The 21257-nt window shown below is 65.6% G+C and carries 22 protein-coding genes and 1 pseudogene; 17 read left to right on the top strand and 6 right to left on the bottom strand.

Translation table 11 applies throughout. The features are described from left to right. The first annotated feature begins 209 nt into the window (after positions 1 to 209). On the top strand, positions 210 to 1778 hold the full coding sequence (hflX, locus tag JOE41_RS18280) for a GTPase HflX (protein ID WP_011691327.1): 1569 nt from the start codon (positions 210 to 212) through the stop codon (positions 1776 to 1778). Continuing rightward, positions 1771 to 3844 (top strand): annotated as a pseudogene (locus JOE41_RS18285) (ATP-dependent DNA helicase). Before hflX ends, JOE41_RS18285 begins: the two are co-directional and overlap by 8 nt. 78 nt (positions 3845 to 3922) lie before the next feature. On the opposite strand, the gene lexA reads toward JOE41_RS18285, so the two are convergent. Then, positions 3923 to 4672, bottom strand: a complete 750-nt coding sequence (gene lexA, locus JOE41_RS18290; RefSeq protein WP_209753165.1) for a transcriptional repressor LexA — start codon at positions 4670 to 4672, stop codon at positions 3923 to 3925. A 325-nt stretch (positions 4673 to 4997) separates the two neighbouring features. On the opposite strand from lexA, the gene JOE41_RS18295 reads away from it, so the two are divergent. From JOE41_RS18295 to JOE41_RS18330, 8 genes are all read left to right on the top strand, one after another. Then, on the top strand, positions 4998 to 5498 hold the full coding sequence (locus JOE41_RS18295; RefSeq protein WP_374068557.1) for a LysM peptidoglycan-binding domain-containing protein: 501 nt from the start codon (positions 4998 to 5000) through the stop codon (positions 5496 to 5498). 142 nt (positions 5499 to 5640) lie between these two features. Then, the gene (locus JOE41_RS18300; protein WP_209753166.1) at positions 5641 to 6759 is read left to right on the top strand and encodes a histidinol-phosphate transaminase; all 1119 of its coding nucleotides are present in this window, start codon (positions 5641 to 5643) and stop codon (positions 6757 to 6759) included. 89 nt (positions 6760 to 6848) lie between these two features. Then, entirely contained in the window at positions 6849 to 7475 is a 627-nt protein-coding gene (hisB, locus tag JOE41_RS18305) for an imidazoleglycerol-phosphate dehydratase HisB (RefSeq protein ID WP_011691332.1), read from the top strand. Next, positions 7472 to 8227, top strand: a complete 756-nt coding sequence (hisH, locus tag JOE41_RS18310; protein ID WP_011691333.1) for an imidazole glycerol phosphate synthase subunit HisH — start codon at positions 7472 to 7474, stop codon at positions 8225 to 8227. Before hisB ends, hisH begins: the two co-directional genes overlap by 4 nt. Then, the gene (locus JOE41_RS18315; RefSeq protein ID WP_209753167.1) at positions 8228 to 8386 is read left to right on the top strand and encodes a hypothetical protein; all 159 of its coding nucleotides are present in this window, start codon (positions 8228 to 8230) and stop codon (positions 8384 to 8386) included. Between the two features lie 54 nt (positions 8387 to 8440). After that, on the top strand, positions 8441 to 9187 hold the full coding sequence (priA, locus tag JOE41_RS18320; protein ID WP_209753168.1) for a bifunctional 1-(5-phosphoribosyl)-5-((5-phosphoribosylamino)methylideneamino)imidazole-4-carboxamide isomerase/phosphoribosylanthranilate isomerase PriA: 747 nt from the start codon (positions 8441 to 8443) through the stop codon (positions 9185 to 9187). A 13-nt stretch (positions 9188 to 9200) separates the two neighbouring features. Next, entirely contained in the window at positions 9201 to 10130 is a 930-nt protein-coding gene (locus tag JOE41_RS18325; protein ID WP_209753169.1) for an SseB family protein, read from the top strand. Positions 10131 to 10188: 58 nt separating this feature from the next. Next, complete coding sequence (locus tag JOE41_RS18330) at positions 10189 to 11490, top strand: MFS transporter (RefSeq protein ID WP_209753170.1); 1302 nt, start codon at positions 10189 to 10191, stop codon at positions 11488 to 11490. A 90-nt stretch (positions 11491 to 11580) separates the two neighbouring features. On the opposite strand, the gene JOE41_RS18335 is transcribed toward JOE41_RS18330, so the two are convergent. Then, on the bottom strand, positions 11581 to 11979 hold the full coding sequence (locus tag JOE41_RS18335; RefSeq protein ID WP_011691337.1) for a DUF1844 domain-containing protein: 399 nt from the start codon (positions 11977 to 11979) through the stop codon (positions 11581 to 11583). 286 nt (positions 11980 to 12265) lie between these two features. Between JOE41_RS18335 and infC the strand changes: the two genes are divergently transcribed. The 4 genes from infC to JOE41_RS18355 all read left to right on the top strand — a co-directional run bounded on the left by infC (position 12266) and on the right by JOE41_RS18355 (position 15313). Further along, positions 12266 to 13459 (top strand): translation initiation factor IF-3, encoded by a 1194-nt coding sequence (infC, locus tag JOE41_RS18340; RefSeq protein ID WP_245201264.1) that lies wholly within the window; start codon positions 12266 to 12268, stop codon positions 13457 to 13459. A gap of 116 nt (positions 13460 to 13575) precedes the next feature. Continuing rightward, on the top strand, positions 13576 to 13770 hold the full coding sequence (gene rpmI / locus JOE41_RS18345; RefSeq protein WP_009358635.1) for a 50S ribosomal protein L35: 195 nt from the start codon (positions 13576 to 13578) through the stop codon (positions 13768 to 13770). A gap of 119 nt (positions 13771 to 13889) precedes the next feature. Then, positions 13890 to 14363: a 50S ribosomal protein L20 gene (gene rplT, locus JOE41_RS18350; RefSeq protein WP_011691339.1), complete on the top strand. Its 474-nt coding sequence runs from the start codon at positions 13890 to 13892 to the stop codon at positions 14361 to 14363. Positions 14364 to 14416: 53 nt separating this feature from the next. Then, positions 14417 to 15313 carry an RNA methyltransferase gene (locus tag JOE41_RS18355; protein WP_209753171.1) on the top strand — a complete coding sequence of 299 codons (897 nt, stop codon included), beginning with the start codon at positions 14417 to 14419 and terminating at the stop codon, positions 15311 to 15313. 92 nt (positions 15314 to 15405) lie between these two features. Here the strand turns inward: JOE41_RS18355 and JOE41_RS18360 are convergent, their stop codons facing one another. Then, on the bottom strand, positions 15406 to 15672 hold the full coding sequence (locus tag JOE41_RS18360) for a GlsB/YeaQ/YmgE family stress response membrane protein (RefSeq protein WP_011691341.1): 267 nt from the start codon (positions 15670 to 15672) through the stop codon (positions 15406 to 15408). A gap of 234 nt (positions 15673 to 15906) precedes the next feature. Here JOE41_RS18360 and JOE41_RS18365 point away from each other — a divergent pair, with 234 nt between their 5' ends. After that, complete coding sequence (locus JOE41_RS18365) at positions 15907 to 16824, top strand: cation diffusion facilitator family transporter (protein ID WP_209753172.1); 918 nt, start codon at positions 15907 to 15909, stop codon at positions 16822 to 16824. A 62-nt stretch (positions 16825 to 16886) separates the two neighbouring features. Here JOE41_RS18365 and JOE41_RS18370 read toward each other — a convergent pair whose 3' ends face one another. Further along, a complete protein-coding gene (locus JOE41_RS18370; protein ID WP_209753173.1) occupies positions 16887 to 18098 on the bottom strand; it encodes an MFS transporter in 1212 nt (403 codons plus the stop codon). Between the two features lie 178 nt (positions 18099 to 18276). Between JOE41_RS18370 and JOE41_RS18375 the strand changes: the two genes are divergently transcribed. Further along, positions 18277 to 18729: a (deoxy)nucleoside triphosphate pyrophosphohydrolase gene (locus JOE41_RS18375; RefSeq protein WP_209753174.1), complete on the top strand. Its 453-nt coding sequence runs from the start codon at positions 18277 to 18279 to the stop codon at positions 18727 to 18729. 7 nt (positions 18730 to 18736) lie between these two features. Here JOE41_RS18375 and JOE41_RS18380 read toward each other — a convergent pair whose 3' ends face one another. After that, a complete protein-coding gene (locus tag JOE41_RS18380) occupies positions 18737 to 19858 on the bottom strand; it encodes an Rv2578c family radical SAM protein (RefSeq protein ID WP_209753175.1) in 1122 nt (373 codons plus the stop codon). An 83-nt stretch (positions 19859 to 19941) separates the two neighbouring features. Here JOE41_RS18380 and pcp point away from each other — a divergent pair, with 83 nt between their 5' ends. Beyond that, positions 19942 to 20616, top strand: a complete 675-nt coding sequence (gene pcp, locus JOE41_RS18385; RefSeq protein ID WP_209753176.1) for a pyroglutamyl-peptidase I — start codon at positions 19942 to 19944, stop codon at positions 20614 to 20616. 4 nt (positions 20617 to 20620) lie between these two features. Here pcp and JOE41_RS18390 read toward each other — a convergent pair whose 3' ends face one another. Further along, positions 20621 to 21256 carry an SIMPL domain-containing protein gene (locus tag JOE41_RS18390; protein ID WP_209753177.1) on the bottom strand — a complete coding sequence of 212 codons (636 nt, stop codon included), beginning with the start codon at positions 21254 to 21256 and terminating at the stop codon, positions 20621 to 20623. Position 21257 lies beyond the last annotated feature (1 nt).

Genomic DNA, 21257 nt, shown 5'->3' on the forward strand with positions numbered 1-21257 from the left:
TGCGCATCCCCTCAGGACAGGCGCATCCGCAACCCCCGACTGCCTTCCAGGCGTCCGCCTCCGTTACCGCCCGTACAGCCGCCCGCTGCCCCGCAGCCGCCGGCATTCCAGGAGCCCGAATGACCCATAGTCGTCAGCCCAGCGCGAATACCGCCCCGCAGACAAACAATCAGCATTATTCTGAAAGTGTCGAATCTTCAAAGGAGAACATGACCAACCAGCCCAATACCGGATCAGATTCAGCCTCCCAGGACATGAGTCCTGAGGAAATCCAGGCTGTCATCGACCGGATTCTGTCCAAGGATGTCCCGGCACGTGCCGCCGGCTCCGCCCCGGAAAATCCGCGCGGAGTTCTGGGTTCGGCCCAGGCGATTTCCCGCCAGGACAGCGAACACAGCATCTTCGACGGGGACCAGCAGGACCTCGAGGAACGCCGGGCCCTGCGCCGTACCGCCGGCCTTTCCACCGAACTCGAAGACGTCACCGAAGTTGAGTACCGGCAGTTGCGCCTCGAACGCGTGGTGCTGGCCGGCCTCTGGACCGAAGGCACCCTCGCCGACGCGGAAAATTCGCTCCGCGAACTCGCTGCCCTTGCCGAAACAGCGGGTTCGGAAGTCCTCGACGGCATCGTCCAGCGCCGCGCCAAGCCTGACCCCGGTACCTTCCTCGGCTCCGGCAAGGCCCAGGAGCTCAAGGACATCGTGATGTCCACTGGTGCCGACACCGTAGTGGTGGATGCCGAGCTGGCACCTTCACAGCGGCGCGGACTCGAGGACATCGTGAAGGTCAAGGTGATCGACCGCACGGCGCTGATCCTGGACATCTTTGCCCAGCATGCCAAGAGCCGCGAAGGCAAAGCCCAGGTGGAGTTGGCGCAGCTCGAGTACCTCCTCCCGCGCCTGCGCGGCTGGGGCGAATCCATGTCCCGCCAGGCCGGCGGCCAGGTGGGCGGCGCAGGAGCCGGAATGGGCTCCCGTGGCCCCGGTGAAACCAAGATCGAACTGGACCGTCGCCGGATCCGTACCAGGATGGCCAAACTGCGGCGCGAAATCGCCGCGATGAAGCCGGCGCGGGAAACCAAGCGGGCCAACCGCCGTCGTAATTCCGTGCCGTCCGTAGCGATCGCCGGGTACACGAACGCCGGCAAGTCCTCGCTGCTTAACCGGCTGACCGATGCCGGGGTCCTGGTCGAGAACGCCCTGTTCGCGACGCTGGATCCGACCGTCCGCAAAGCGGAAACAGCCGATGGCCTGGGCTACACCCTGGCGGACACCGTGGGCTTCGTCCGTTCCCTTCCCACGCAGCTGGTGGAAGCGTTCCGCTCCACGTTGGAGGAAGTGGCCGATTCGGACCTCATCCTGCACGTGGTGGACGTCTCGCATCCCGATCCGGAAGGCCAGATCGCCGCGGTTCGGGCAGTGTTCAGCGAAGTGGACGCACGCAAGGTCCCGGAGATCATCGTGCTGAACAAGGCCGACGCCGCGGATCCCTTCGTCGTGGAACGCCTCAAGCAGCGCGAACCCCGCCACGTGGTGGTCTCCGCCCGCACCGGGCAGGGCATCGCGGAGCTCCTGAAGGCGATCAGCGAATCCATTCCGCGGCCGAGCGTCAAGATGGAGCTGCTGATTCCCTACAACCGCGGGGACCTGATCAGCAAACTCCACGAAACGGACGCCGAAATCCTTCGCCTGGATCATGAGGAGGAGGGCACCCGCGCCCTCGTCATGGTGCGCGAAGGGCTCGCCGCTGAACTGGAATCCTTCATCAGCAATGTCTGATCCCGGGGCCGGAGAAACCAGCGGCTCCGCCGGCGAGGAGTTCGTCATCGAACTTCTCGACCGGGCAGTGTCCGGCATGGGCGGACAGAGCCGCAGCGGCCAGCACGAGATGGCCAGGCAGGTGGCGCGCGCTATCGACAGCGGCGACCACCTGCTGGTCCAGGCCGGCACCGGCACGGGCAAGTCCTTGGCATACTTGATTCCGCTGATTGCGCATTCACAGGTCAGCGACAAACCCACTTTGGTGTCCACTGCCACCCTGGCCCTGCAGACCCAGATCGTGGGCAGGGACCTTCCCCGGCTGCTGGAAACCATCACCCCCGCGCTGGAGCGCCCCGTTAAGGTCGCGCTCGTCAAGGGCCGGGCAAACTACGTCTGCCGGCACAAGCTCGACGGCGGGTTCCCCTCCGAAGAGCCTTCGGAGGGACAGCTCTTCTCCCTGGGCGAGGACACCAGCGTCCCGCACTTCGCCGCGTCCTTGGGCGGTCCGGCCTCGCAGCTGGGCAAGGAAGTGGTCAGGCTCCGGGAGTGGGCTGAGAAAACGGCCACGGGGGACCGGGATGAACTGATGCCGGGGGGTGACGGACCGTGCCTGGCGGCAGGTGTCCGTCACGTCGATGGAATGCCTGGGCGCGCAGAAATGTCCCATGGCTGCCGAGTGCTTCAGCGAACTGGCCCGCCAGGACGCCGCCGAGGCTGACGTCGTGGTCACCAACCATGCCATGCTGGCCGTCAGCGCCTTCGAAGGCCTGGCAGTCCTGCCGGAGTACGACGTCGTGGTGGTCGACGAGGCGCACGAGCTGCAGGACCGGGTAACGGGAGCGGTCTCCGGCCAGCTGTCCGTGGCCATGGTCCACGCCGCCGCCTCCGGCGCCCGGAAAAATACCGGAATCACGGTGGATGCACTCAATAACGCTGCTGCGAACCTTGAACTGGCCATCGCCGGAGTCCCCAGCGGCCTTCTGCCCAACGGCCTCAACGACGAACAGCTCGACTGCGTCGATCAGTTGCGGGAAGCCTGCCGCGCGGCCCTTTCGGACTCGAAAGGTGACAGTGCGAATACGGCCGACGGCGGTCGCCAGCTTGCGCGCTCACGCCTTATGGTCATCCTCGAGCTCTGTGAACGCCTGATCGCCGCCCGGGAAAACCGGGAAGTGGTCTGGTTCTCGCGGAACAGCACTTTTGACCCGCAGCAAGGCTATTCGCAGCCGGACGACGCAGCACCGGCCTTGATCAACATCGCCCCGTTGAGCGTGGCGGGGAAGCTCCGTGACGGGCTCTTTGCCGGCCACACAGTGGTCCTCACCTCAGCCACCCTCGCGATCGGAGCGGCGTTCGAGCCGGCTGCGGGAGGGCTTGGGCTGGTGGGGCCGGGCGCTCCCAGCTGGACCGGCGTAGACGTCGGGTCCCCGTTCGACTACCCCAAGCAGGGGATACTGTACGTTGCCAGCCATCTGCCCAAGCCCGGCCGCGGGACGTCGCCCGAAGCCCTGGATGAGCTGGAGAAGCTGATCCGGGCGTCCGGCGGCGGAGCACTGTGCCTATTCTCCTCGCGGCGGGCGGCGGAGGAGGCGGCTGAGGCGATGCGCCCGCGGCTGGATGTCAGCATCCTGTGTCAGGGCGAATCAACGATGACGGCCCTGGTGCGGCAGTTTGCGGACGAGCCGGACACCTGCCTTTTCGGCACAATGTCCCTCTGGCAGGGCGTCGACGTTCCCGGCGGCTCGTGCCGGCTGGTGGTCATTGACCGGATTCCTTTCCCGCGGCCGGACGATCCGCTCATGACGGCGCGATCCCGGGCGGTGGCCCAGGCGGGCGGCAACGGCTTTATGTCGGTGTCGGCCACCCACGCGGCGATCCGGCTCGCGCAGGGAGCCGGCCGGCTGATCCGCTCCACGGGCGACAAGGGCGTTGTGGCTGTCCTTGATTCCCGGTTGTCCACGGAGCGGTACGGGGGCTTCCTGCGGGCCGCCCTGCCGCCTTTCTGGCCCACCACCGATCCGGCGATTGCGGTTGCTGCGCTGTCGAGGTTGGCCCAGGCCCCGACGGCGGCGGCCACAGGCTGACAACGCGTGCCGTTGCCGCCGGCACCTGACCGTTTCGGGGGCCCGAAGACGGGTCCCCGAAAGCGGGCTGCCCAGCGGCTACAGCGAGCGAAGCACGGAGACGACCTTGCCCATGATGTTGGCGTGGTCGCCGAGGATGGGCTCATACTGCGTGTTCTGCGGCAGGAGCCAGGTGTGGCCGTCCCGTTGCCGGAACGTTTTGACTGTGGCTTCATCATCCAGCAGGGCTGCCACAATGTCGCCGTTGACCGCGTCACTCTGCCGGCGGACCACAACCCAGTCGCCGTCGCAGATGGCGGCGTCGATCATGGAGTCGCCGGTCACCTTCAACATAAAGAGCTCACCGTGGCCAACCAGTTGCCGTGGCAGCGGCATCACGTCCTCCACCACCTGGTCAGCCAGGATGGGGCCGCCTGCGGCGATCCGGCCGACCAGGGGGACCATGGCCGTGTCGGTTGCGGTGGCCAGTTCGGAGACGGCCAGTCCGCCAATAGTGCGCAGCCGCGCAGGCTTCTCTACACCTGAGATTTTGGCAGTACCTTCATCCAGGGTCAGCGGCATGAGCACTTCCATGGCCCGTGGACGCTTCGGGTCGCGGCGGAGATAGCCCAGCTTCTCGAGCTGCGAGAGCTGGTGGGTGACGCTGGAGAGGCTGGCCAGGCCCACGGTGTCGCCGATTTCACGCATCGACGGCGGATAGCCGTTGTCGTTGACGGACCGCTGAATGGTTTCCAGGATCTTCTTCTGCCGTACCGTGAGGCCCTTCGGCTTCGCTGGTGACTGCTGGCTCCGCTGCGTAGCCCTGCCGCCGGTGGCTTGTGCTGCCATGTTCGCCAACGCCTTTCCGTTCCACCCGGCCTCCGTGGCTGCAGCTGCCGGGAACTTCCGGCCTGAAAATGTCAGACCCTGCTGATCAACTGCAGAAGTGGTTGATCTGTAGCTCAAACGTAGGCCAGCCCCACAGCTTTTTCAAACATTTGTTCTAGTGAGTCTCGACAATGTTCGTTAATAAGTGCTAGAAAAGAACAAGCAACGTTCGAATATGTGTTCTAGTCCAAAACCCGGTTCGGTCCTATGTTCGAAGACCGGGCGGGCGGATGGCAGCTTCAGGAACATGCCGGGCAGCACAGTCAGGTCCAGGAGGGCTCAGTTCATGTCAGCAACAAGCGCTATTCATGGTTCGCGTTTCAAGGGTTCGGCCGGCCGGGGCCGCGGCGATAACGTATCGGAGTTTCCGGGTTCCACCGGGCAGGAAGCCGGGGCCCCGGGAATTCAGGGCTTCAACTGGGAGGAGCGTCCCGCGGCGAAAGCCGTGAAGGCGGCGAGGGCAAGGTCCACGCAGCCGCCCCTCCGCCTGACGCGCAGGGGGCGCATCGTCCTGGTGGGAGTGCCGCTGATCCTGTTGACGGTGCTGCTGATCTCGCTGGCCGGCTTCCTGAACTCGCCGGCGAAGGCGGCGGATTCCGCGTCCGAGCTTTCCGTGACCCCCACAGTGTCGGTGACGGTGCAGCCGGGCCAGTCCTTGTGGGAGATTGCCGGCTCCGTGGCGCCGGAACGAGACACCCGGGACGTTGTTGCCGATATCGTTCAGCTCAACAACCTCGACGGCGGCAGGGTCATGCCGGGCCAGCAGATCTTTGTCCCCGCAAGCTAAGGCCCGACGCTGACGCCCCGGAACCTGCCCAGCCGCCAACGCCCCGCGCTCCGCACCGGCGGCGGGCCGGAGACAAGCCCCGGCGGCGGGCCGGAAGCGTCACAGTTTCAATGCCCCGGCCACCCTCACTTAAACTGTTGAAGTGACTGACCAGCTAGAGCGCCTGAACCGACTTCCCCTCCGGACCAACCTGCGTGGCCTCACCCCGTATGGTGCGCCGCAGCTGGACGTTCCCATCCTGCTCAATGTCAACGAAAACACCCATGGCGTTCCGGCCGATGTCCTCGTGGCCATTTCCGAGGCCGTGACCGCGGCTGCTGCGGGGCTGAACCGCTATCCGGACCGTGAGTTCACCGAACTCCGGGAGCGACTGGCCGAGTACCTTGGCCACGGCCTGGGTGCGGAGAACATCTGGGCCGCCAACGGATCCAACGAAGTGCTGCAGCAGATTCTGCAGGCATTCGGCGGTCCGGGACGTACCGCACTTGGTTTCCCGCCCACGTACTCCATGTATCCCCTCCTGGCGAGCGGGACCGACACCGAATACATCGTCGGCCAGCGTGCGGACGACTATGGCCTCAGTGCCGAATCCGCTGCGCAGCAGGTCCGGGAACTGCAGCCGAACATCGTTTTCCTGTGTTCACCCAACAACCCCACCGGCACCGGGCTGGGACTGGATGTGGTGGAGGCCGTGTATGCGGCAGGCGAGGCCAGCCAGACCGTCGTGATCGTCGATGAGGCTTACCACGAATTCGCGCACGACGGCACGCCCAGCGCCCTCACCCTTCTTCCGGGCCGTGAGCGGCTTATCGTCTCCCGAACCATGAGCAAGGCATTTGCGCTGGCCGGAGCACGCCTGGGCTACATGGCTGCCGCGCCCGAGGTTGCGGATGCACTGCGGCTGGTGCGGCTGCCGTACCACCTGTCCGCTATCACCCAGGCCACTGCGCTGGCTGCCCTGACCCACCGCGAGGCACTGATGGCCGACGTCGAAGACATCAAGCGGCAGCGCGACCGGATTGTCACGGAGCTGACCAGAATGGGCCTGAAGCCTGCCGCGTCCGACTCCAACTACGTTTTCTTTGGCGGCCTGGAGAACCCGCACGAGGTCTGGCAGGGGCTGCTCGACCGCGGGGTCCTGATCCGGGACGTTGGGATCCCCGGGCACTTGCGCGTCACGGCAGGCACTGAGACGGAAACCACAGCCTTCCTGGAAGCCCTTGAACTGATCCTGACCGGCCAGCCCAGCGTCCCGGCCTAAACTGGAGTCAGACCCCCGGTTCCCAGGGACCAGTCCCACGCCCCCCGTAACCAGACGTTATTTCTCCTTACATCCAAAGGACACAACACATGAGCACCAACGGATCCATTGCTGCCGAGGCCAGGACCGCACGCATGGAGCGTTCCACGAGCGAATCGTCCGTGCTCGTCGAAATCAACCTCGACGGCACCGGCGTCTCGGACATCAGCACCTCGGTTCCGTTCTACGACCACATGCTGACCGCATTGTCCAAGCACTCGCTCATCGACATGACGGTCAAGGCCACCGGGGACATTCACATTGACGTCCACCACACGGTGGAGGACGTCGCCATCACCTTTGGCGAGGTCCTTCGGACTGCCTTGGGCAACAAGGCCGGCATCCGCCGCTTCGGCGAAGCCACCGTGCCCCTCGACGAAGCCTTGGCACACGCCGTGGTTGACGTCTCCGGGCGTCCCTACCTGGTACACGGCGGAGAGCCTGCGGGCCAGGAATACCACCTGATCGGCGGACACTTCACGGGTTCGCTGACCCGCCACGTCTTCGAAGCCATCACCCTGCACGCCGGCATTTGCCTTCACATGAACGTCATTGCGGGACGGGACCCGCACCACATTGTGGAGGCCCAGTTCAAGGCGTTTGCGCGGGCACTTCGCGCGGCCGTTGAACCGGATCCCCGCGTGGAGGGCATCCCCTCCACCAAGGGCGCACTGTGACCGGGCCGGTCCTTCGCGACGGAGCCATTTTTGATCCCGCCGCGAACGTGAAGCCTGCTTCGCCCGAGGGCAAGCCCACGGTCACCGTCCTTGACTACGGTTCCGGGAATGTCCGGTCAGCCGTGCGTGCGCTGGAGCGTGCGGGCGCCGAGGTCATCCTCAGCGCCAGGCCGGAAGACGTCCTCAATGCTGACGGACTGCTCGTGCCCGGGGTCGGGGCATTCGAAACTGTCATGCGCGAACTCAAGGCAGTGGACGCCGTACGGATGATCGGCCGGCGCGTCGCCGGCGGCCGTCCCGTCCTGGGCATCTGCGTAGGCCTTCAGGTGCTTTTCGAAGCCGGTGTCGAGCACGGCACCGAAGCGGAGGGCATGGGGGAGTGGCCCGGCAAAGTGGAACTGCTGCCTGCCGAAGTAGTGCCCCACATGGGCTGGAACACCGTGACGGTTCCGGAAGGATCCAGGCTCTTCGAGGGCGTCGAAAACGAGCGGTTCTACTTCGTCCACTCGTACGGTGTGCAGCACTGGGACTTCGATGTCATCCAGCCGCGCATGGCGGCGCCGCTGGTCACCTGGTCCGAACACGGCGCACCATTTATCGCCGCCGTGGAGAACGGACCGCTGTGCGCCACACAGTTCCACCCGGAAAAGTCCGGCGACGCCGGTGCCCGGCTGCTCCGCAACTGGGTGAACAGCCTGCGCCGCGGCCAGGGCGCCGCAGCCGCCCCCGCCAGTGCCGGGCCGGCCGCCTAGATGTGGTCGATTGCCCTGATGGGCCTCGCCGGCCTGCTGGTCGGCGGGGCGCTGTCCTTCAGGCAGCAGCAGAAGCCCCTCTGGACGCAAATTGTTTTTTACGTTCTGGCCGGAATGGCGCTGCTGGCCGCCTACCTGCTTACCTTGCCGGCCGGCTAGCCGGCGCCGCACCTCCCGATCTACGCAGCTTCACTACAACCTGAGGACCTGAAGATGACCACCGAAACGCCGCTGCCCGTACTGGAACTGCTGCCCGCCGTCGACGTCGTGAACGGCCAGGCGGTCCGCCTGGTCCAGGGCGAAGCCGGCAGCGAGACAAGCTATGGCACTCCGCTGGAAGCTGCGCTCAACTGGCAGGAACAGGGCGCCGAGTGGGTGCACCTGGTGGACCTGGATGCCGCCTTCGGCCGCGGCTCGAACGCGGAACTGCTCCGCGAAGTCGTGGGCCGGCTGGACATCAAGGTAGAACTTTCCGGCGGCCTGCGCGACGACGAGTCACTCGAGAAAGCCCTGGACCTGGGCGTTGCCCGCGTCAACCTGGGCACTGCTGCGCTGGAAAACCCGGAATGGACGGCACGCGCCATCGACCGCTTTGGCGACAAGATCGCCGTCGGCCTCGACGTGCGAGGAACCACTCTGGCAGGCCGCGGCTGGACCAAGGAAGGCGGCGACCTCTGGGACGTGCTGGCACGTCTCGAAGAAGCCGGCTGCGCCCGGTACGTGGTCACCGACGTCACCAAGGACGGCACCCTGCAGGGTCCCAACGTTGAGCTGCTCCGCAAGATGGTGGAGCGGACCGGCAAGCCGGTGGTGGCCTCCGGCGGCATCTCAAGTCTGGGAGACCTCAAGGTCCTGCGCTCCCTAGTTCCCCTGGGCGTCGAAGGCGCCATCGTTGGCAAGGCACTCTACGCCGGTGCATTCACGCTGCCGGAAGCGCTGGATGTCGCAGGCCGCCGCTAGGCAGGTAGCCATCATGGAACAGCGACCTCCAGCACGGGAACTGCCCGGCCACATCGCAGCCGCACTGGCTGGCTCCGGGGGCGCCACGGATTCGGCCGGGCAGCCTTGGGCGGGCCGCAGCCTCGCCGGCGAGGATGCGAGGATCCATAACTTCGAGGACGACGACGGCACGGCCGACGCCGGTTACCTCGCCGCGGTTGCGGCTCTCCGCTCGGCCGCAGGCGACGAAGCTGCCGTGGTGGAGTCGCTGGCCGCTGCCCGGGTGTTCGTTCCGATCGTTGCCCAGCTGGCCGAAGAAAGCGTTCATCCGGCAGCTCCGCAAGGTAACACCCCGCACGGCGGCGGGGCCCATGGCGACGAGGCCCACGGTGACCAGCTGCACGGGGACAAGCAGGCAGACATGGCGCTGGTAACACTGAAAGCGCCGGACGGACGGACGGCGATGCCGGTCTTCACCTCGGCAGCAGCGTTGTCCGCGTGGCATCCGCAAGCCCGGCCGGTGGCGGTATACGCCGCCCGGGCGGCGCTGTCCGCGGTGGCCGAAGGCGCTGAACTCCTGGTTCTGGACCCCGGTTCAGAGTACACATTCGTTGTCCGCCGCCCGGCCGTCTGGGCCCTCGCCCGGCAGCAGGATTGGCTGCCGTCCTACGCGGATCCGGAGCTTGCCCGCGCCATGGCCCAGGCAACGGCCGGCTACCCGTCCGTGAGGCGTGTGGAACTCGAAGCGGGAGGCGGTGTCGCTTCGGCAACAGCCGGCGGCGCCATTGTGCCCGGCGGCGGTCCGGGCCCGGAGCTCCGGGTGGTGCTGTATCTGGCAGACGGACTGGACGCGGCCGGTGTCCAGGCAATCGTGGCAGGTCTTAACGCCGAGTGGTCCCGGAATGCGGTCTTCGCCGAGCGGGTTGATTCGATCGAGGTAAAGTTGCAGCGCGCAGCAAAGTAGTCGGCGGCAGGCGGGTCACACCCCGGTTCTGCCCTGGGCAGGACGAAGGACGTACCCCGTGAATTTCGCTCTCTACAAGGAGCTCCTGGCAGTCAGGCCCATCAGGCGCCTGCTGACTGTCGGAATGATTGCCCGCATACCGCACTCAGCGGCCGGGGTACTCCTGACGCTGCACATCGTCCTGACCCTCGGTGAGGGTTATGCCGCCGCCGGTGCTGCGGCGGCGGTCATGACTATTGGAATCGCCCTCGGCGCCCCGTGGCGCGGACGCAGGGTTGACACCGTAGGCCTTCGCAAGGCACTTGTGCCCTCCGTCATTTCCGAGACCGTCATCTGGTCTGTGGTGCCGCATGTTTCGTACCAGTGGCTGCTGGCGCTGGTCTTCGTCGGCGGCCTGCTCACCCTGCCCATCTTCAGCGTGGTGCGCCAGTCCCTGGGGGTACTGGCGAGCGGTGAGCAGCGTCGGACGGCCTTCGCACTGGACGCGATCGCCACGGAGTTGGTCTTTATGCTCGGCCCCGCAGCGGGCGCAATTGTGGCCACTGCCGGTTACTCGGTTCTCGGGTTGACTGTGGTGGGCGTGTGCACCTCCGTGGCCGGACTCTTCCTGATGTGGTTCAACCCGCCCACCCGCAGCGCGGTGCCGGATGACGAATACGAAACGGACCAGCAGGAGGGCGCGGAAGTGGCCGTCGTCGCGGCGGCTCCGGCGCATCTGCAGGAAGCTGCTGCGGAACTCGCCCCAGTAGCGGCAGGTGAGCTCCGTCGCTCAGGATTGCGGCACAAAGTGGCACACAACTTCGTCTGGTTTACCGCGGCCGTGGCAGCGGTCTTCGCCGTGGCCGCAGGGGCGGGCATGGTGCTCAGCGGTACGGACGTGGGGATCGTGGCCGCCTTGGAGACCGGCGGGCATCAGGCGGAGATCGGGCTGGTCTTCGTCTTCTGGTGTGCGGCTTCCGTGGTCGGCGGCCTTCTCTACGGCGCCATGCACAGGCCGGTTTCACCGATTCTCCTCTTGCTCGGCATGGCCGCCCTCACGATCCCCATGGGCTTCGCCCGGGACACGCTGACGCTGTGCCTGCTGTCGTTGCTGCCCGGCCTGCTGTGTGCGCCGGTCCTGTCCGCTGCATCGGAAAAGGTGGCCGACCTCGTGGAGGAGGCCCGCCGCGGTGAGGCCATGGGCTGGTACGGGTCCGCGCTCACGGCGGGAGTCGCCCTCGGCGCCCCGTTGGCCGGTTTGTTCATCGACGGAATCGGACCGTCCGCCGGGTTTGTCTCGGTGGGTGCAGCCGGCGTTGTCCTCTGCCTGTTCGGACTGGGGCTGCAGCATCGACGGCGCCGGCGCGGCGCGATTGCCTAGGCCGGCTCAAGTCCCGGACAGACACGACGGCGGCGGCGGTCGGACCGGAATGGTCCGCCCGCCGCCGCCGTCGTGCAACCGGTGAAGTGCCTAGTTGACCGGCCCGGTGTATTTTTCCCCCGGCCCCTTGCCCGGAGCGTCCGGAATGATCGACTCTTCGCGGAACGCCAGCTGCAGGGAGCGCAGTCCGTCGCGCAACGGGCCTGCGTGCTGGGAACCGATCTCCGGGGCTGCGGCGGTCACGAGCCCGGCCAGCGCGGTGATCAGCTTCCGGGCCTCATCCAGGTCCTTGAGCTCCTCGGCATTTTCCTCGGCAGCAAGGCCGAGCTTAACGGCCGACGCGCTCATGAGGTGCACAGCGGCGGTGGTGATGACCTCGATGGCGGGGACCTCGGAGATATCGCGGATCTGCTGCGATACCTGCTCCTGGCCCTCCCGCTGACCGGCGGCGGGCTCGAAAACGTGTGAATTACTGTCTGAAGTGCTCATACTGGTAAGCTTGTCACAGACCGACTGAATGTCGTTATTTTGCTATGTGGAACCCGCAGCTGCCAATGTGCAGTATTCGGGGTTCTGTCTGTAGAATTGGCTTCAGTTTGCAAGCGGAGTTCTCTCCCACCCGCGTCAGCCGTTTTCCCGGAAATTATTTCCATGGAAGCAAGGTTGCCGGGTACCTGGTCGGGCGAACCACGGCGGCGTCAGCTGCCTGGAACGCGTACAGCCTCTCCGGAGGTAGTGCACATCCGATCTTCGAGGCCTTCGATTGCTCCGGCAATTGGGGGCCTTCTCTATTTGCCGGTGGAATACTCATCTCAACAACAGGAGTTCTAACATTAGCGAGCCAAGAATCAATGAGCGTATCCGCGTCCCCGAGGTGCGGCTGGTCGGCCCTGCAGGTGAACAGGTAGGAATCGTCCGTATTGAGGACGCCCTGCGTTTGGCTGCCGAGTCCGACCTTGATCTCGTTGAAGTTGCACCGCAGGCCAAGCCTCCGGTGTGCAAGCTGATGGACTTCGGCAAGTACAAGTACGAAGCCGCCGTCAAGGCACGCGAGGCCCGGAAGAACCAAACCAACACGGTTCTGAAGGAAATCCGTTTCCGGCTGAAGATCGACACCCACGACTACGAGACCAAGCGCGGCCACGCCCTCCGCTTCCTCGGTGCCGGGGACAAGGTCAAGGCTATGATCCAGTTCCGCGGCCGCGAACAGCAGCGTCCGGAAATGGGCATCCGCCTGCTCCAGCGCTTTGCTGACGACGTCGCAGAAGTGGGTGTTGTGGAGTCCAGCCCCCGCATCGACGGCCGCAACATGGTTATGGTCGTGGGTCCGCTGAAGAACAAGGCTGAGGCCAAGGCAGAAGCGCGCCGTGCAACGCAGCGCGCTGAAGCGAAGGCGCAAAACGAAGCCAAGGCCGGCGGCCGCGTTGATGTCAGCCGCGACCAGCCCGCCATGACGCAGTCCCTGGCGGACCTGCTTCCTGAGGGTTTCGCTGTGAACACTGAAGAGGCAGCGCCGGAGGTTAGCGCCGAGGCTGCTACGGCTTCAACCAGCGCTCAGGCACCCGCCGAAGCGGTTGCGGCACCGGAAGCCGAGGCTCCGGCCACGGAAGCTCCCAAGCAGGAAGCCCCGAAGCAGGAAGCTCCCAAGCAGGAAGCACCTGTTGAGGAAGCTCCGAAGCAGGAAGCTCCGAAGCAGGAAGCTCCCAAGGCGGCACCGGTCAAGGAAGCTCCGAAGCAGGCAGCGCCGAAACGCGAAGCCCCCAAGGCAGCGGCAGCACCGCGTCCTGCGGTAAGCAAGCCCGCAGCGGCCAAGGCGCCTGAATCGCCCAGGCCTGCAGCGGCCGCCCCTGTGGCGCCGAAGCCGGCAGGAGTGCCGTCGCCGCCGCCCAAGCCGGTAGCACGGCCCGCAGCGCCGAAGCCTGCGGCACGGCCGGCTGCTCCCAAGCCGGGTACCAAGAAGACCAACTAGTTCAAAGCTGCGCGAAGCACCGCCTGAGCGCAGCAAGCAACCAGCACGCCGCCCGCAGGGGTGGCTGCACGAAAGACTGCAGACTTGTCTGCGGATACGTAAGGAGATCGGTTCCCATGCCGAAGATGAAGACCCACAGTGGTGCTAAGAAGCGCTTCAAGCTGACCGGCAGCGGCAAGCTGCGCCGCCAGCAGGCCAACCGCCGCCACTACCTCGAGCACAAGTCATCCAGGCTGACCCGTCGCCTTGCCGGCGACAAGATCGTCTTCAAGGGCGACGCCAAGGTCATCCGGAAGATGCTCGGCATCTAAGTTCCAAGTTCTCTGACTGCTCGCCACCTGGCAGCGGTCAACTACCAAAAAGGCTTCTCAGGCCAGCCGGTTGTTCCGGCAGTAGTCGCTTGGGATAAGAATTCTGAAGGAGTACGCACGTGGCACGTGTGAAGAGGGCGGTCAACGCCCACAAGAAGCGCCGGGTTATCCTTGAACGCGCTAAGGGCTACCGTGGACAGCGTTCACGCCTGTACCGCAAGGCCAAAGAGCAGCTGCTGCACTCGTTTGTGTACAGCTACGGTGACCGCAAGAAGAAGAAGGGCGACTTCCGCCGCCTGTGGATCCAGCGCATCAACGCTGCATCCCGCGCCAACGGCCTGACCTACAACCGTCTGATCCAGGGCCTGAAGGCCGCTGAGGTCGAGGTTGACCGCCGTATGCTGGCCGAGCTGGCTGTCTCTGACGCCAATGCTTTTGCTGCCCTGGTGCAGGTTGCCAAGGACTCGCTGCCTGCCGACACTTCCGCGCCGGCCGTCTCGGCCGAAGCCGCCCCGAAGGCAAAGGCTGCCAAGAAGCCCGCCGCCAAGAAGGCCGCAGCGAAGAAGCCTGTTGCTGAAGAGGCTGCCAAGTAGTACCAGCTTTGGGTAGTTCAAGAACCCGTGGCAATAGCCACTAAAGTTCTTATATGAACGAAACCGGGCGCCCGCAAGATCTTCCACTCTCCAACCCCCGAGCTGATCGGGTGAGGGATGTGGCAAAGCTTGCCGGGCGCCCGGCCCGTTTAAAGCGCGGGCAGTTCCTGGCTGAGGGGCCGCAGGCCGTCCGCGAAGCCCTGGTGCTCCACCAGAAAAGGATGGCGGCGGGGGAGCCCGGCGTGGTCCACGAAGTATTCGCCAGTGAGGCCTGCCTGGACCGCTATCCCGAGTTCGAGGAGCTGGCCGCGGGCGTTAACGCCAGGCTCGCCACTGACGAGGTGCTCGCCGCCATGGCGGACACTGTCAATCCCCAGGGCATTATCGCCGTCTGCGCCTTTGTGGACGTGGCCCTTGAAGCCGTGCTCGACGCCGGGCCCCGCCTGATTGCCGTGCTGTGCCAGGTACGGGACCCCGGCAACGCCGGAACCGTCCTGCGGGCAGCCGACGCCGCCGGGGCCGACGCCGTCGTCCTGACGGCCTCGAGCGTGGATATCTACAATCCCAAGGCCGTCCGTTCCACCGCCGGCTCGCTGTTCCACCTCCCCGTAGTCCTCGGCGTGGACCTTTCCGATCTCGCCACTGCCTGCCGCGAACGCGGGATCGGCGTCCTGGCCGCCGACGGATACGGCCAGCTGGACCTCGACCAGCTCCAGGACGAAAATGCTGCCCGGAGGCTGGGCAACCCGGGCGCCGAGTCGGCATACGATCTTGGCCGGCCCACCGCGTGGTTGTTCGGCAATGAAGCCCAAGGCTTGTCCGACGCCGAACTCGCGCTGGCCGACCACCGTGTGGCCGTTCCCGTCTACGGCGCCGCGGAAAGCCTAAACGTGGGCACCGCAGCCACGGTGTGCCTCTACGCAAGTGCGCGTTCGCAGAAGCGCGCGTGAACGCAAAGGCGGGGGCCCACCTTCCGGTGGGCCCCCGCCGTCGCAATCTCCACCATCAGGCACCTCGGCGCCTTAAGCGGTGGTGGGTGTCGTTAGGTGGTCTTGCTTCTGCCGGTGATGAAGCCGTAGATGCCGGCTACTACCAGGCCGCCGACGATGGCAAGAAGCCAGGAACCAAGGTTCCAGAATTCCATTTTGCCGCCGCCAAACAACAGGTCGCCAATCCAGCCGCCGACGATGGCGCCGACAACACCAAGAACGAGGCTGGTGACCCAGCCGCCGCCGACCTTGCCAGGCATGATCGCCTTGACGATAGCTCCTACAATGAGTCCGAGAATGATCCAGCCAATGAAGCCCATTTCTCCTCCTACATATTCGTCGGAACTCTCTACGGGTCCCGATTATGGATTCAAGCTAACACAGGGTGTGTTTGCTTGTCAGCAGGCTTAGTTTCAATGTTTTTGGTGTCATCCGCTGTGGCCCGTGGTGTGGCCGGCAGCGGCAGGCGGGTACGGTATTCCTTGCGGGCATCAGCATTGTGCGGTGATCGAACCTGCAAATTTTCCGGCAATCCCTGAAGAGGTGAAGCTCACGTGGCTGCAAATGGCGGTACCAAGGCGATCGTCGCGGCTCTGGCTGCAAACCTGACCATCGCTGTACTGAAGTTCGTCGCTTTCATCCTGACGCTGTCGTCATCCATGCTGGCCGAGGCCATCCACTCCGTTGCCGACTCCGGCAACCAGCTGCTCCTGCTGATTGGCGGTAAGCGGGCCAAGCGTGCCGCGAGCCCCGAGCACCCCTTTGGCTACGGACGTGAGCGCTATATCTACGCGTTCATTGTCTCGATTGTGCTGTTCAGCGTGGGCGGCCTGTTTGCCCTGTACGAGGCGTGGGGGAAACTTCAACATCCCCATGCCATCGAAGGCGACTTCTGGTGGGTTCCGCTGGCAGTCCTGATCGGTGCAATCATGGCGGAATCCTTCTCGTTCCGGACAGCCATCATCGAGTCAAACCACATCCGGGGCAAGCAGAGCTGGGTCCGCTTCGTCCGCAATGCCAAGCAGCCCGAGCTCCCCGTCATCCTGCTGGAGGACCTGGGCGCCCTGCTGGGCCTGGTGTTCGCGCTGTTCGGGGTGAGCCTGACGCTGGTCACCGGCAACGGTATCTGGGACGCCCTCGGAACCGCGATGATCGGCTTCCTGCTGGTGGCTATTGCAATCGTCCTTGCCATGGAGACCAAGTCGCTGCTGCTCGGCGAATCCGCCACCAAGGCGGATGTCGTGAGGATCAGCAGCGCGCTCGAGGCCAACGGCACCAAAATCATCCACCTGAAGACCCTGCACCTCGGCCCGGAGGAACTGCTGGTGGCTGCCAAGATCAGCGTCGGCGCCGCCGCCACCGGAGCGGAGATCGCCACGGCAATTGACGACGCCGAGAGCCGCATCCGAGACGCCGTGCCCATTGCGCGGGTCATCTACCTTGAACCGGACGTGGAGCGCGCGCACGTCTGACCCCGGCCGCGGGCTGCCGTGTTCCGCGGAAGGCTGCTGGTTTCCTTGCCTGCTGGCGCAGGCTAGGAAACCAGCGGCCTTTTACGTTCCAGCAGGCCGCTGATTACCGCCACACCGAGGCCCAGGATTGCCAGGACGGCACCGACAAGTGCGGGCGCAACATAACCCCATCCCCATGCGATCACCAGGCCTCCGAGGAAGGCGCCCAGGGCGTTCGCGACGTTCAGGGCCGCGTGGTTGAGCGAGGACGCGAGGGACGGGGCATCGGGTGAGGCATCCAGCAACCGCGTCTGCAGTGCCGGCACCAGCAACGAGCCGGCACCGCCGACCACAAACACCATGACGAAGGCGGACCACGGCCAGTGGACGGCCACCGCGTAGACAACCAGGGCGACGGCGATGCCGGGCAGGACCCAATAGATGGTGCCCATCACGGATTTGTCGGCAATGCGCCCGCCCACGATGTTTCCCGCCACCATGCCCAGGCCGTAGAGAGCCACGACCAGGGGCAGGAACGCGGGCGGGATTCCCGCCACCGAGGTCATGGTGTGCGCAATGTACGTGTAGGTGGCAAAGAACCCGCCGAAGCCAACGATGCCGATCAGGATGGCGAGCCACACCTGCAGCCGCTTTAGGGCGCCAAGTTCGCGGCGGATGCTGGCGTCCGGGTGCGCTTCGTGGAACGGGACGAACTTCCAGATCATCGCGAGCGTCACCAGCCCGATTACGCCGACGAGCACGAAGAGCAGGCGCCAGCCGAATGCCTGGCCCACCCAGGTGGCGAAGGGGACCCCGATGACGTTAGAGACGGTCAGCCCGGCCATCACCATGGAAATCGCCCAGCCCCGCTTGGTCGGAGCGACCAGCGAAGCTGCAATCACCGCGGCGACGCCGAAGAACGCTCCGTGAGGCAGACCTGCCGCGAACCGGGACACCAGCATGGTGCCGTAATCCGGGGCGATGAACGACGTGAGGTTGGCCAGGCTGAAAAACAGCATGAGGCCCAGGGCAAGGTGTTTGCGGGGGAGTTTGGCGCCGACCGCCGCGAGGAGCGGCGCGCCGATCACGACGCCGAGCGCGTAGGCGGAGATGAGGTGGCCGGCTTCCGGGGTGCCGATGTTCAGGCCCTGTTCCACCTCCTTGAGCAGTCCCATCATGGTGAATTCGGTGACGCCGATACCGAACCCGCCCATCGCGAGGGACACGATGGCTAAGGCGAGGTGATTGGTTCCGGCCCTGGACTTGGCGGGGCTGATGGTGGGCGTGGAGGTCATTGGCCTGTTTCTCGAAAGTTCTGATTTATCAAAGGTTCAGTCAGGAAGCAGCATAAAATCTGATTACTTCAACGTTGAGGGAGGGGGCCGTATTCCGGAGTGAACGCGTTGTCGGTGAGTGCCGTTCCGGCTCGCCGACGGAACCAGCCACCCCTATTGTCCCCTATAGACTGGTGCGGTGACTGGACTGATCAATGTTGTTGGCGGAGCCGTTGTGGATTCCCTGAGTTCCCCTGCACGGCTCCTCGTCGCCCGGCGGACGGCGCCACCCCAGTTTGCCGGCATGTGGGAATTCCCGGGCGGGAAGGTGGAGCCTCGTGAGACGGCGGAAGACGCCCTGCACCGGGAGCTCCGCGAGGAACTGGGAATCGGGGTCAGGCTCGGGGCTGAACTGCCGGCTGAAACAGCTGCCGGCTGGCCCCTCAATGCCAAGGCCTCGATGCGCGTGTGGTTTGCCGAGATCGCCGACGGAGAACCCCGCCCCCTGGAAGACCACGACGAGCTGCGCTGGATTGCCTTGGCGGGAAATGACGAAGCTCTGGCCCTGCCGTGGATACCCGCAGATTTCCCGATTGTCCGCGCCCTGCTGGCGGCCGTTGCCGGTTCGGAGCGCCTTTCGCCGGGATCGTAACGAACGGTCAGAACAGCGTGGGCTGGGCGGACTCCACACCCTGGCCGGGTCCCGCGCCCGTTCTTGCTGCGGGGATGCTGCCGGCGGGGTACTGAGCTTCCTCTTCCCTGGGGTCCCCGGCGAGGTCTCGGTGGCTGAACCCGTGCGAGCCGTAAAAACCGTGACGGGACTTGAAGTAGCGGATCCGTCCCCCGAGCCACTCGCGATATTCCTTGGACGCGTAGGAGCCGGTCCCGTACAGCCGGCGGTAGCGGCCCGCCAGTTCGGGGTGCCTGGCAGCGATCCATTGCATAAACCACTCACGCGTGCCCGGTTTGAGGTAGAGCGCCCCGGCGGTGACGCCGGTGGCGCCAGCCGCAGCCAGTGCGCCAAACAGCGAGTCCAAGGCTTCATCGCTGTCGGAAAGCCACGGCAGGATGGGCATGGCCATCACGCCGCACGGCAGCCCCGCATCGCGGAGCCTCGAGACGAGCTTGAGACGCGCCCTGGGCCCCGGAGTGCCGGGCTCGACCGCCTCCGACAGTTGCTCGTCGGTCATGGCCAGCGAAATTCCGATCCCTACGGGCACCTGGGTGGCCGCGTGCTTGAGGAGCGGGATGTCCCGGGCCAGCAGCGTCCCCTTGGTGAGGATGGACAGGGGAGTCCCTGAATCGGCAAGCGCACGGATGATGCCGGGCATCAGCTGGTACCGGCCCTCGGCCCGCTGGTACGGATCCGTGTTGGTGCCGAGGGCCACGTGATGATGGCCCCACGAAGGCTTGGCCAGTTCCTTCCGGAGGACCTCGGCTGCGTTGATTTTCACCACCACCTGGCTGTCAAAATCCAGGCCTGCATCAAAGTCCAGGTACGTGTGGCTCTTGCGGGCAAAACAGTAAACGCATGCGTGGCTGCAGCCACGATAGGGATTGACGGTCCATTCGAACGGCATGCGCGAACCGGCCGCCACTTTGTTGAGCACGGATTTGGCCGTGACCTCATGGAAAGTGACCCCGGCAAATTCCGGAGTGGAAACTGAACGGATGAGCCCTGCCAGGGGCAGCAGCGCCTGGGTGGCCGGGGCGGAGGCCGGTGCGTTGCCGGCGGTGGTGTCCGCCAACGCCGGCCGGAGTGCTTGTGCGTCCCATCTCATGGATACAATTCGAAGGTATGTTCGAATTTAAGTCAAGGACGCTGGGGAAACCATCGTACGTGCCGGGTTGCTAGGCTGAGGCAATGATCCTCCTCACCGGGTTCGAACCCTTTGGCGGCGAAACCATCAACCCTTCCTGGCAAGCGGCGGAAGAGGCCTCCCGGATCCTGCTGGAAGAGGGGCACGCCGTTGCGGCGCTGGAACTGCCGTGCGTGTTCGGGCAGTCCATCACGGTGCTTGAGGATGCGTTGCAGCGTTACCGCCCGGAGCTGGTGGTCTGCGCCGGCCAGGCCGGCGGCCGGCCGCGGATCTCCCTGGAGCGGGTCGCCATCAACTGCGACGACGCCCGCATCCCGGACAACGCCGGAAACCGTCCCGTGGACGAGGAAGTGGTCCGCGGCGGCCCGGCAGCTTATTTCAGTTCGTTGCCGGTGAAGGCGGGGCTTGAGGCCCTCCGTGCTGCGGGGATACCGGCCGAGGTTTCCCAAAGCGCGGGCACCTACGTCTGCAACCACGTTTTCTACGCACTCATGCACGCGTTAAACAGCGGTCCGGCAGGCGGAAAGTCCGGCAGCAACGGTCCGCCTGCGGCCCGCGGCGGATTCATCCATGTTCCGTATGAGACGCAGCAGGTGCCCCGGGGCAGCGGTACCCCGTCGCTGCCTGCCGCCGTGATGGCGGAGGCGCTCGCCGTCATCGTACGAACCACGCTGGCGACCACCGCGGACATCAAGCTGCCGGCCGGTAGCGTTCACTAGCCTGTCATCGGAGCTCCCAGACGACGTCCACCGTGGCGGAGACGCGGGACTGCCCCGCTTCGATCCCTACGGAGTCCGTGGCCATGGCGCGCTGCATTCTTGCCACCGGAATCGGTCCTGACGGTCCGGGCAGCTGAGTGACGGAAACCACCGCGCCGAGTTCGGCGCCCGCCAGCGAGGCGAACTGCCCGGCCGCGGCCAGGGCGTCCTGCCAGGCGGCCTCCCGTGCCTGCGCCGTGACGGCGGCAGGATCCGCGAAGCCGAGCTCCAGCCCGTTAAGCCGCACGTCATTGCCGCCGGCGGCCACCGCAGCCGCGATGACTTCCGAGGAACCGGCAACATCCCGCAGCCGAACGCCCAAAATGCTTGAGGCAATGTAGCCCGCGACGGTCTGGCCCTGGCCCTCCTTCCACACCACGTCCGCGCGGACGTTCAAGCCCGAGGTGCTGATGTCCGGATCGGGTACACCGTGCTCCCGCAGTACCGCCGATATCCCGGCCGCGGCCCTCCCGGCAGCCGCATACGCGGCACCCACGTCCTCCCGGCGGCACTCCACTCCGATGGAAACAGTCAGCAGGTCGGGCACTGCCTCGGCAGTGCCCGAGCCGGTCACCGCTACAGTCCTCGCATTTTCGGTCATG

It is taken from the genome of Arthrobacter sp. PvP103 (genome assembly GCF_017833075.1).
Lineage (GTDB): Bacteria > Actinomycetota > Actinomycetes > Actinomycetales > Micrococcaceae > Arthrobacter.

What these genes read in the sequence shown, in the direction of transcription:
- hflX (WP_011691327.1), top strand. Translation starts at nt 210, where the DNA reads ATGACCAACCAGCCCAATACCGGATCAGATTCAGCCTCCCAGGACATG.
- lexA (WP_209753165.1), bottom strand. Translation starts at nt 4,672, where the DNA reads ATGGCAGCACAAGCCACCGGCGGCAGGGCTACGCAGCGGAGCCAGCAG.
- JOE41_RS18295 (WP_374068557.1), top strand. Translation starts at nt 4,998, where the DNA reads ATGTCAGCAACAAGCGCTATTCATGGTTCGCGTTTCAAGGGTTCGGCC.
- hisB (WP_011691332.1), top strand. Translation starts at nt 6,849, where the DNA reads ATGAGCACCAACGGATCCATTGCTGCCGAGGCCAGGACCGCACGCATG.
- JOE41_RS18315 (WP_209753167.1), top strand. Translation starts at nt 8,228, where the DNA reads ATGTGGTCGATTGCCCTGATGGGCCTCGCCGGCCTGCTGGTCGGCGGG.
- priA (WP_209753168.1), top strand. Translation starts at nt 8,441, where the DNA reads ATGACCACCGAAACGCCGCTGCCCGTACTGGAACTGCTGCCCGCCGTC.
- JOE41_RS18325 (WP_209753169.1), top strand. Translation starts at nt 9,201, where the DNA reads ATGGAACAGCGACCTCCAGCACGGGAACTGCCCGGCCACATCGCAGCC.
- JOE41_RS18335 (WP_011691337.1), bottom strand. Translation starts at nt 11,979, where the DNA reads ATGAGCACTTCAGACAGTAATTCACACGTTTTCGAGCCCGCCGCCGGT.
- rpmI (WP_009358635.1), top strand. Translation starts at nt 13,576, where the DNA reads ATGCCGAAGATGAAGACCCACAGTGGTGCTAAGAAGCGCTTCAAGCTG.
- JOE41_RS18355 (WP_209753171.1), top strand. Translation starts at nt 14,417, where the DNA reads ATGAACGAAACCGGGCGCCCGCAAGATCTTCCACTCTCCAACCCCCGA.
- JOE41_RS18360 (WP_011691341.1), bottom strand. Translation starts at nt 15,672, where the DNA reads ATGGGCTTCATTGGCTGGATCATTCTCGGACTCATTGTAGGAGCTATC.
- JOE41_RS18370 (WP_209753173.1), bottom strand. Translation starts at nt 18,098, where the DNA reads ATGACCTCCACGCCCACCATCAGCCCCGCCAAGTCCAGGGCCGGAACC.
- JOE41_RS18380 (WP_209753175.1), bottom strand. Translation starts at nt 19,858, where the DNA reads ATGAGATGGGACGCACAAGCACTCCGGCCGGCGTTGGCGGACACCACC.
- pcp (WP_209753176.1), top strand. Translation starts at nt 19,942, where the DNA reads ATGATCCTCCTCACCGGGTTCGAACCCTTTGGCGGCGAAACCATCAAC.
- JOE41_RS18390 (WP_209753177.1), bottom strand. Translation starts at nt 21,256, where the DNA reads ATGACCGAAAATGCGAGGACTGTAGCGGTGACCGGCTCGGGCACTGCC.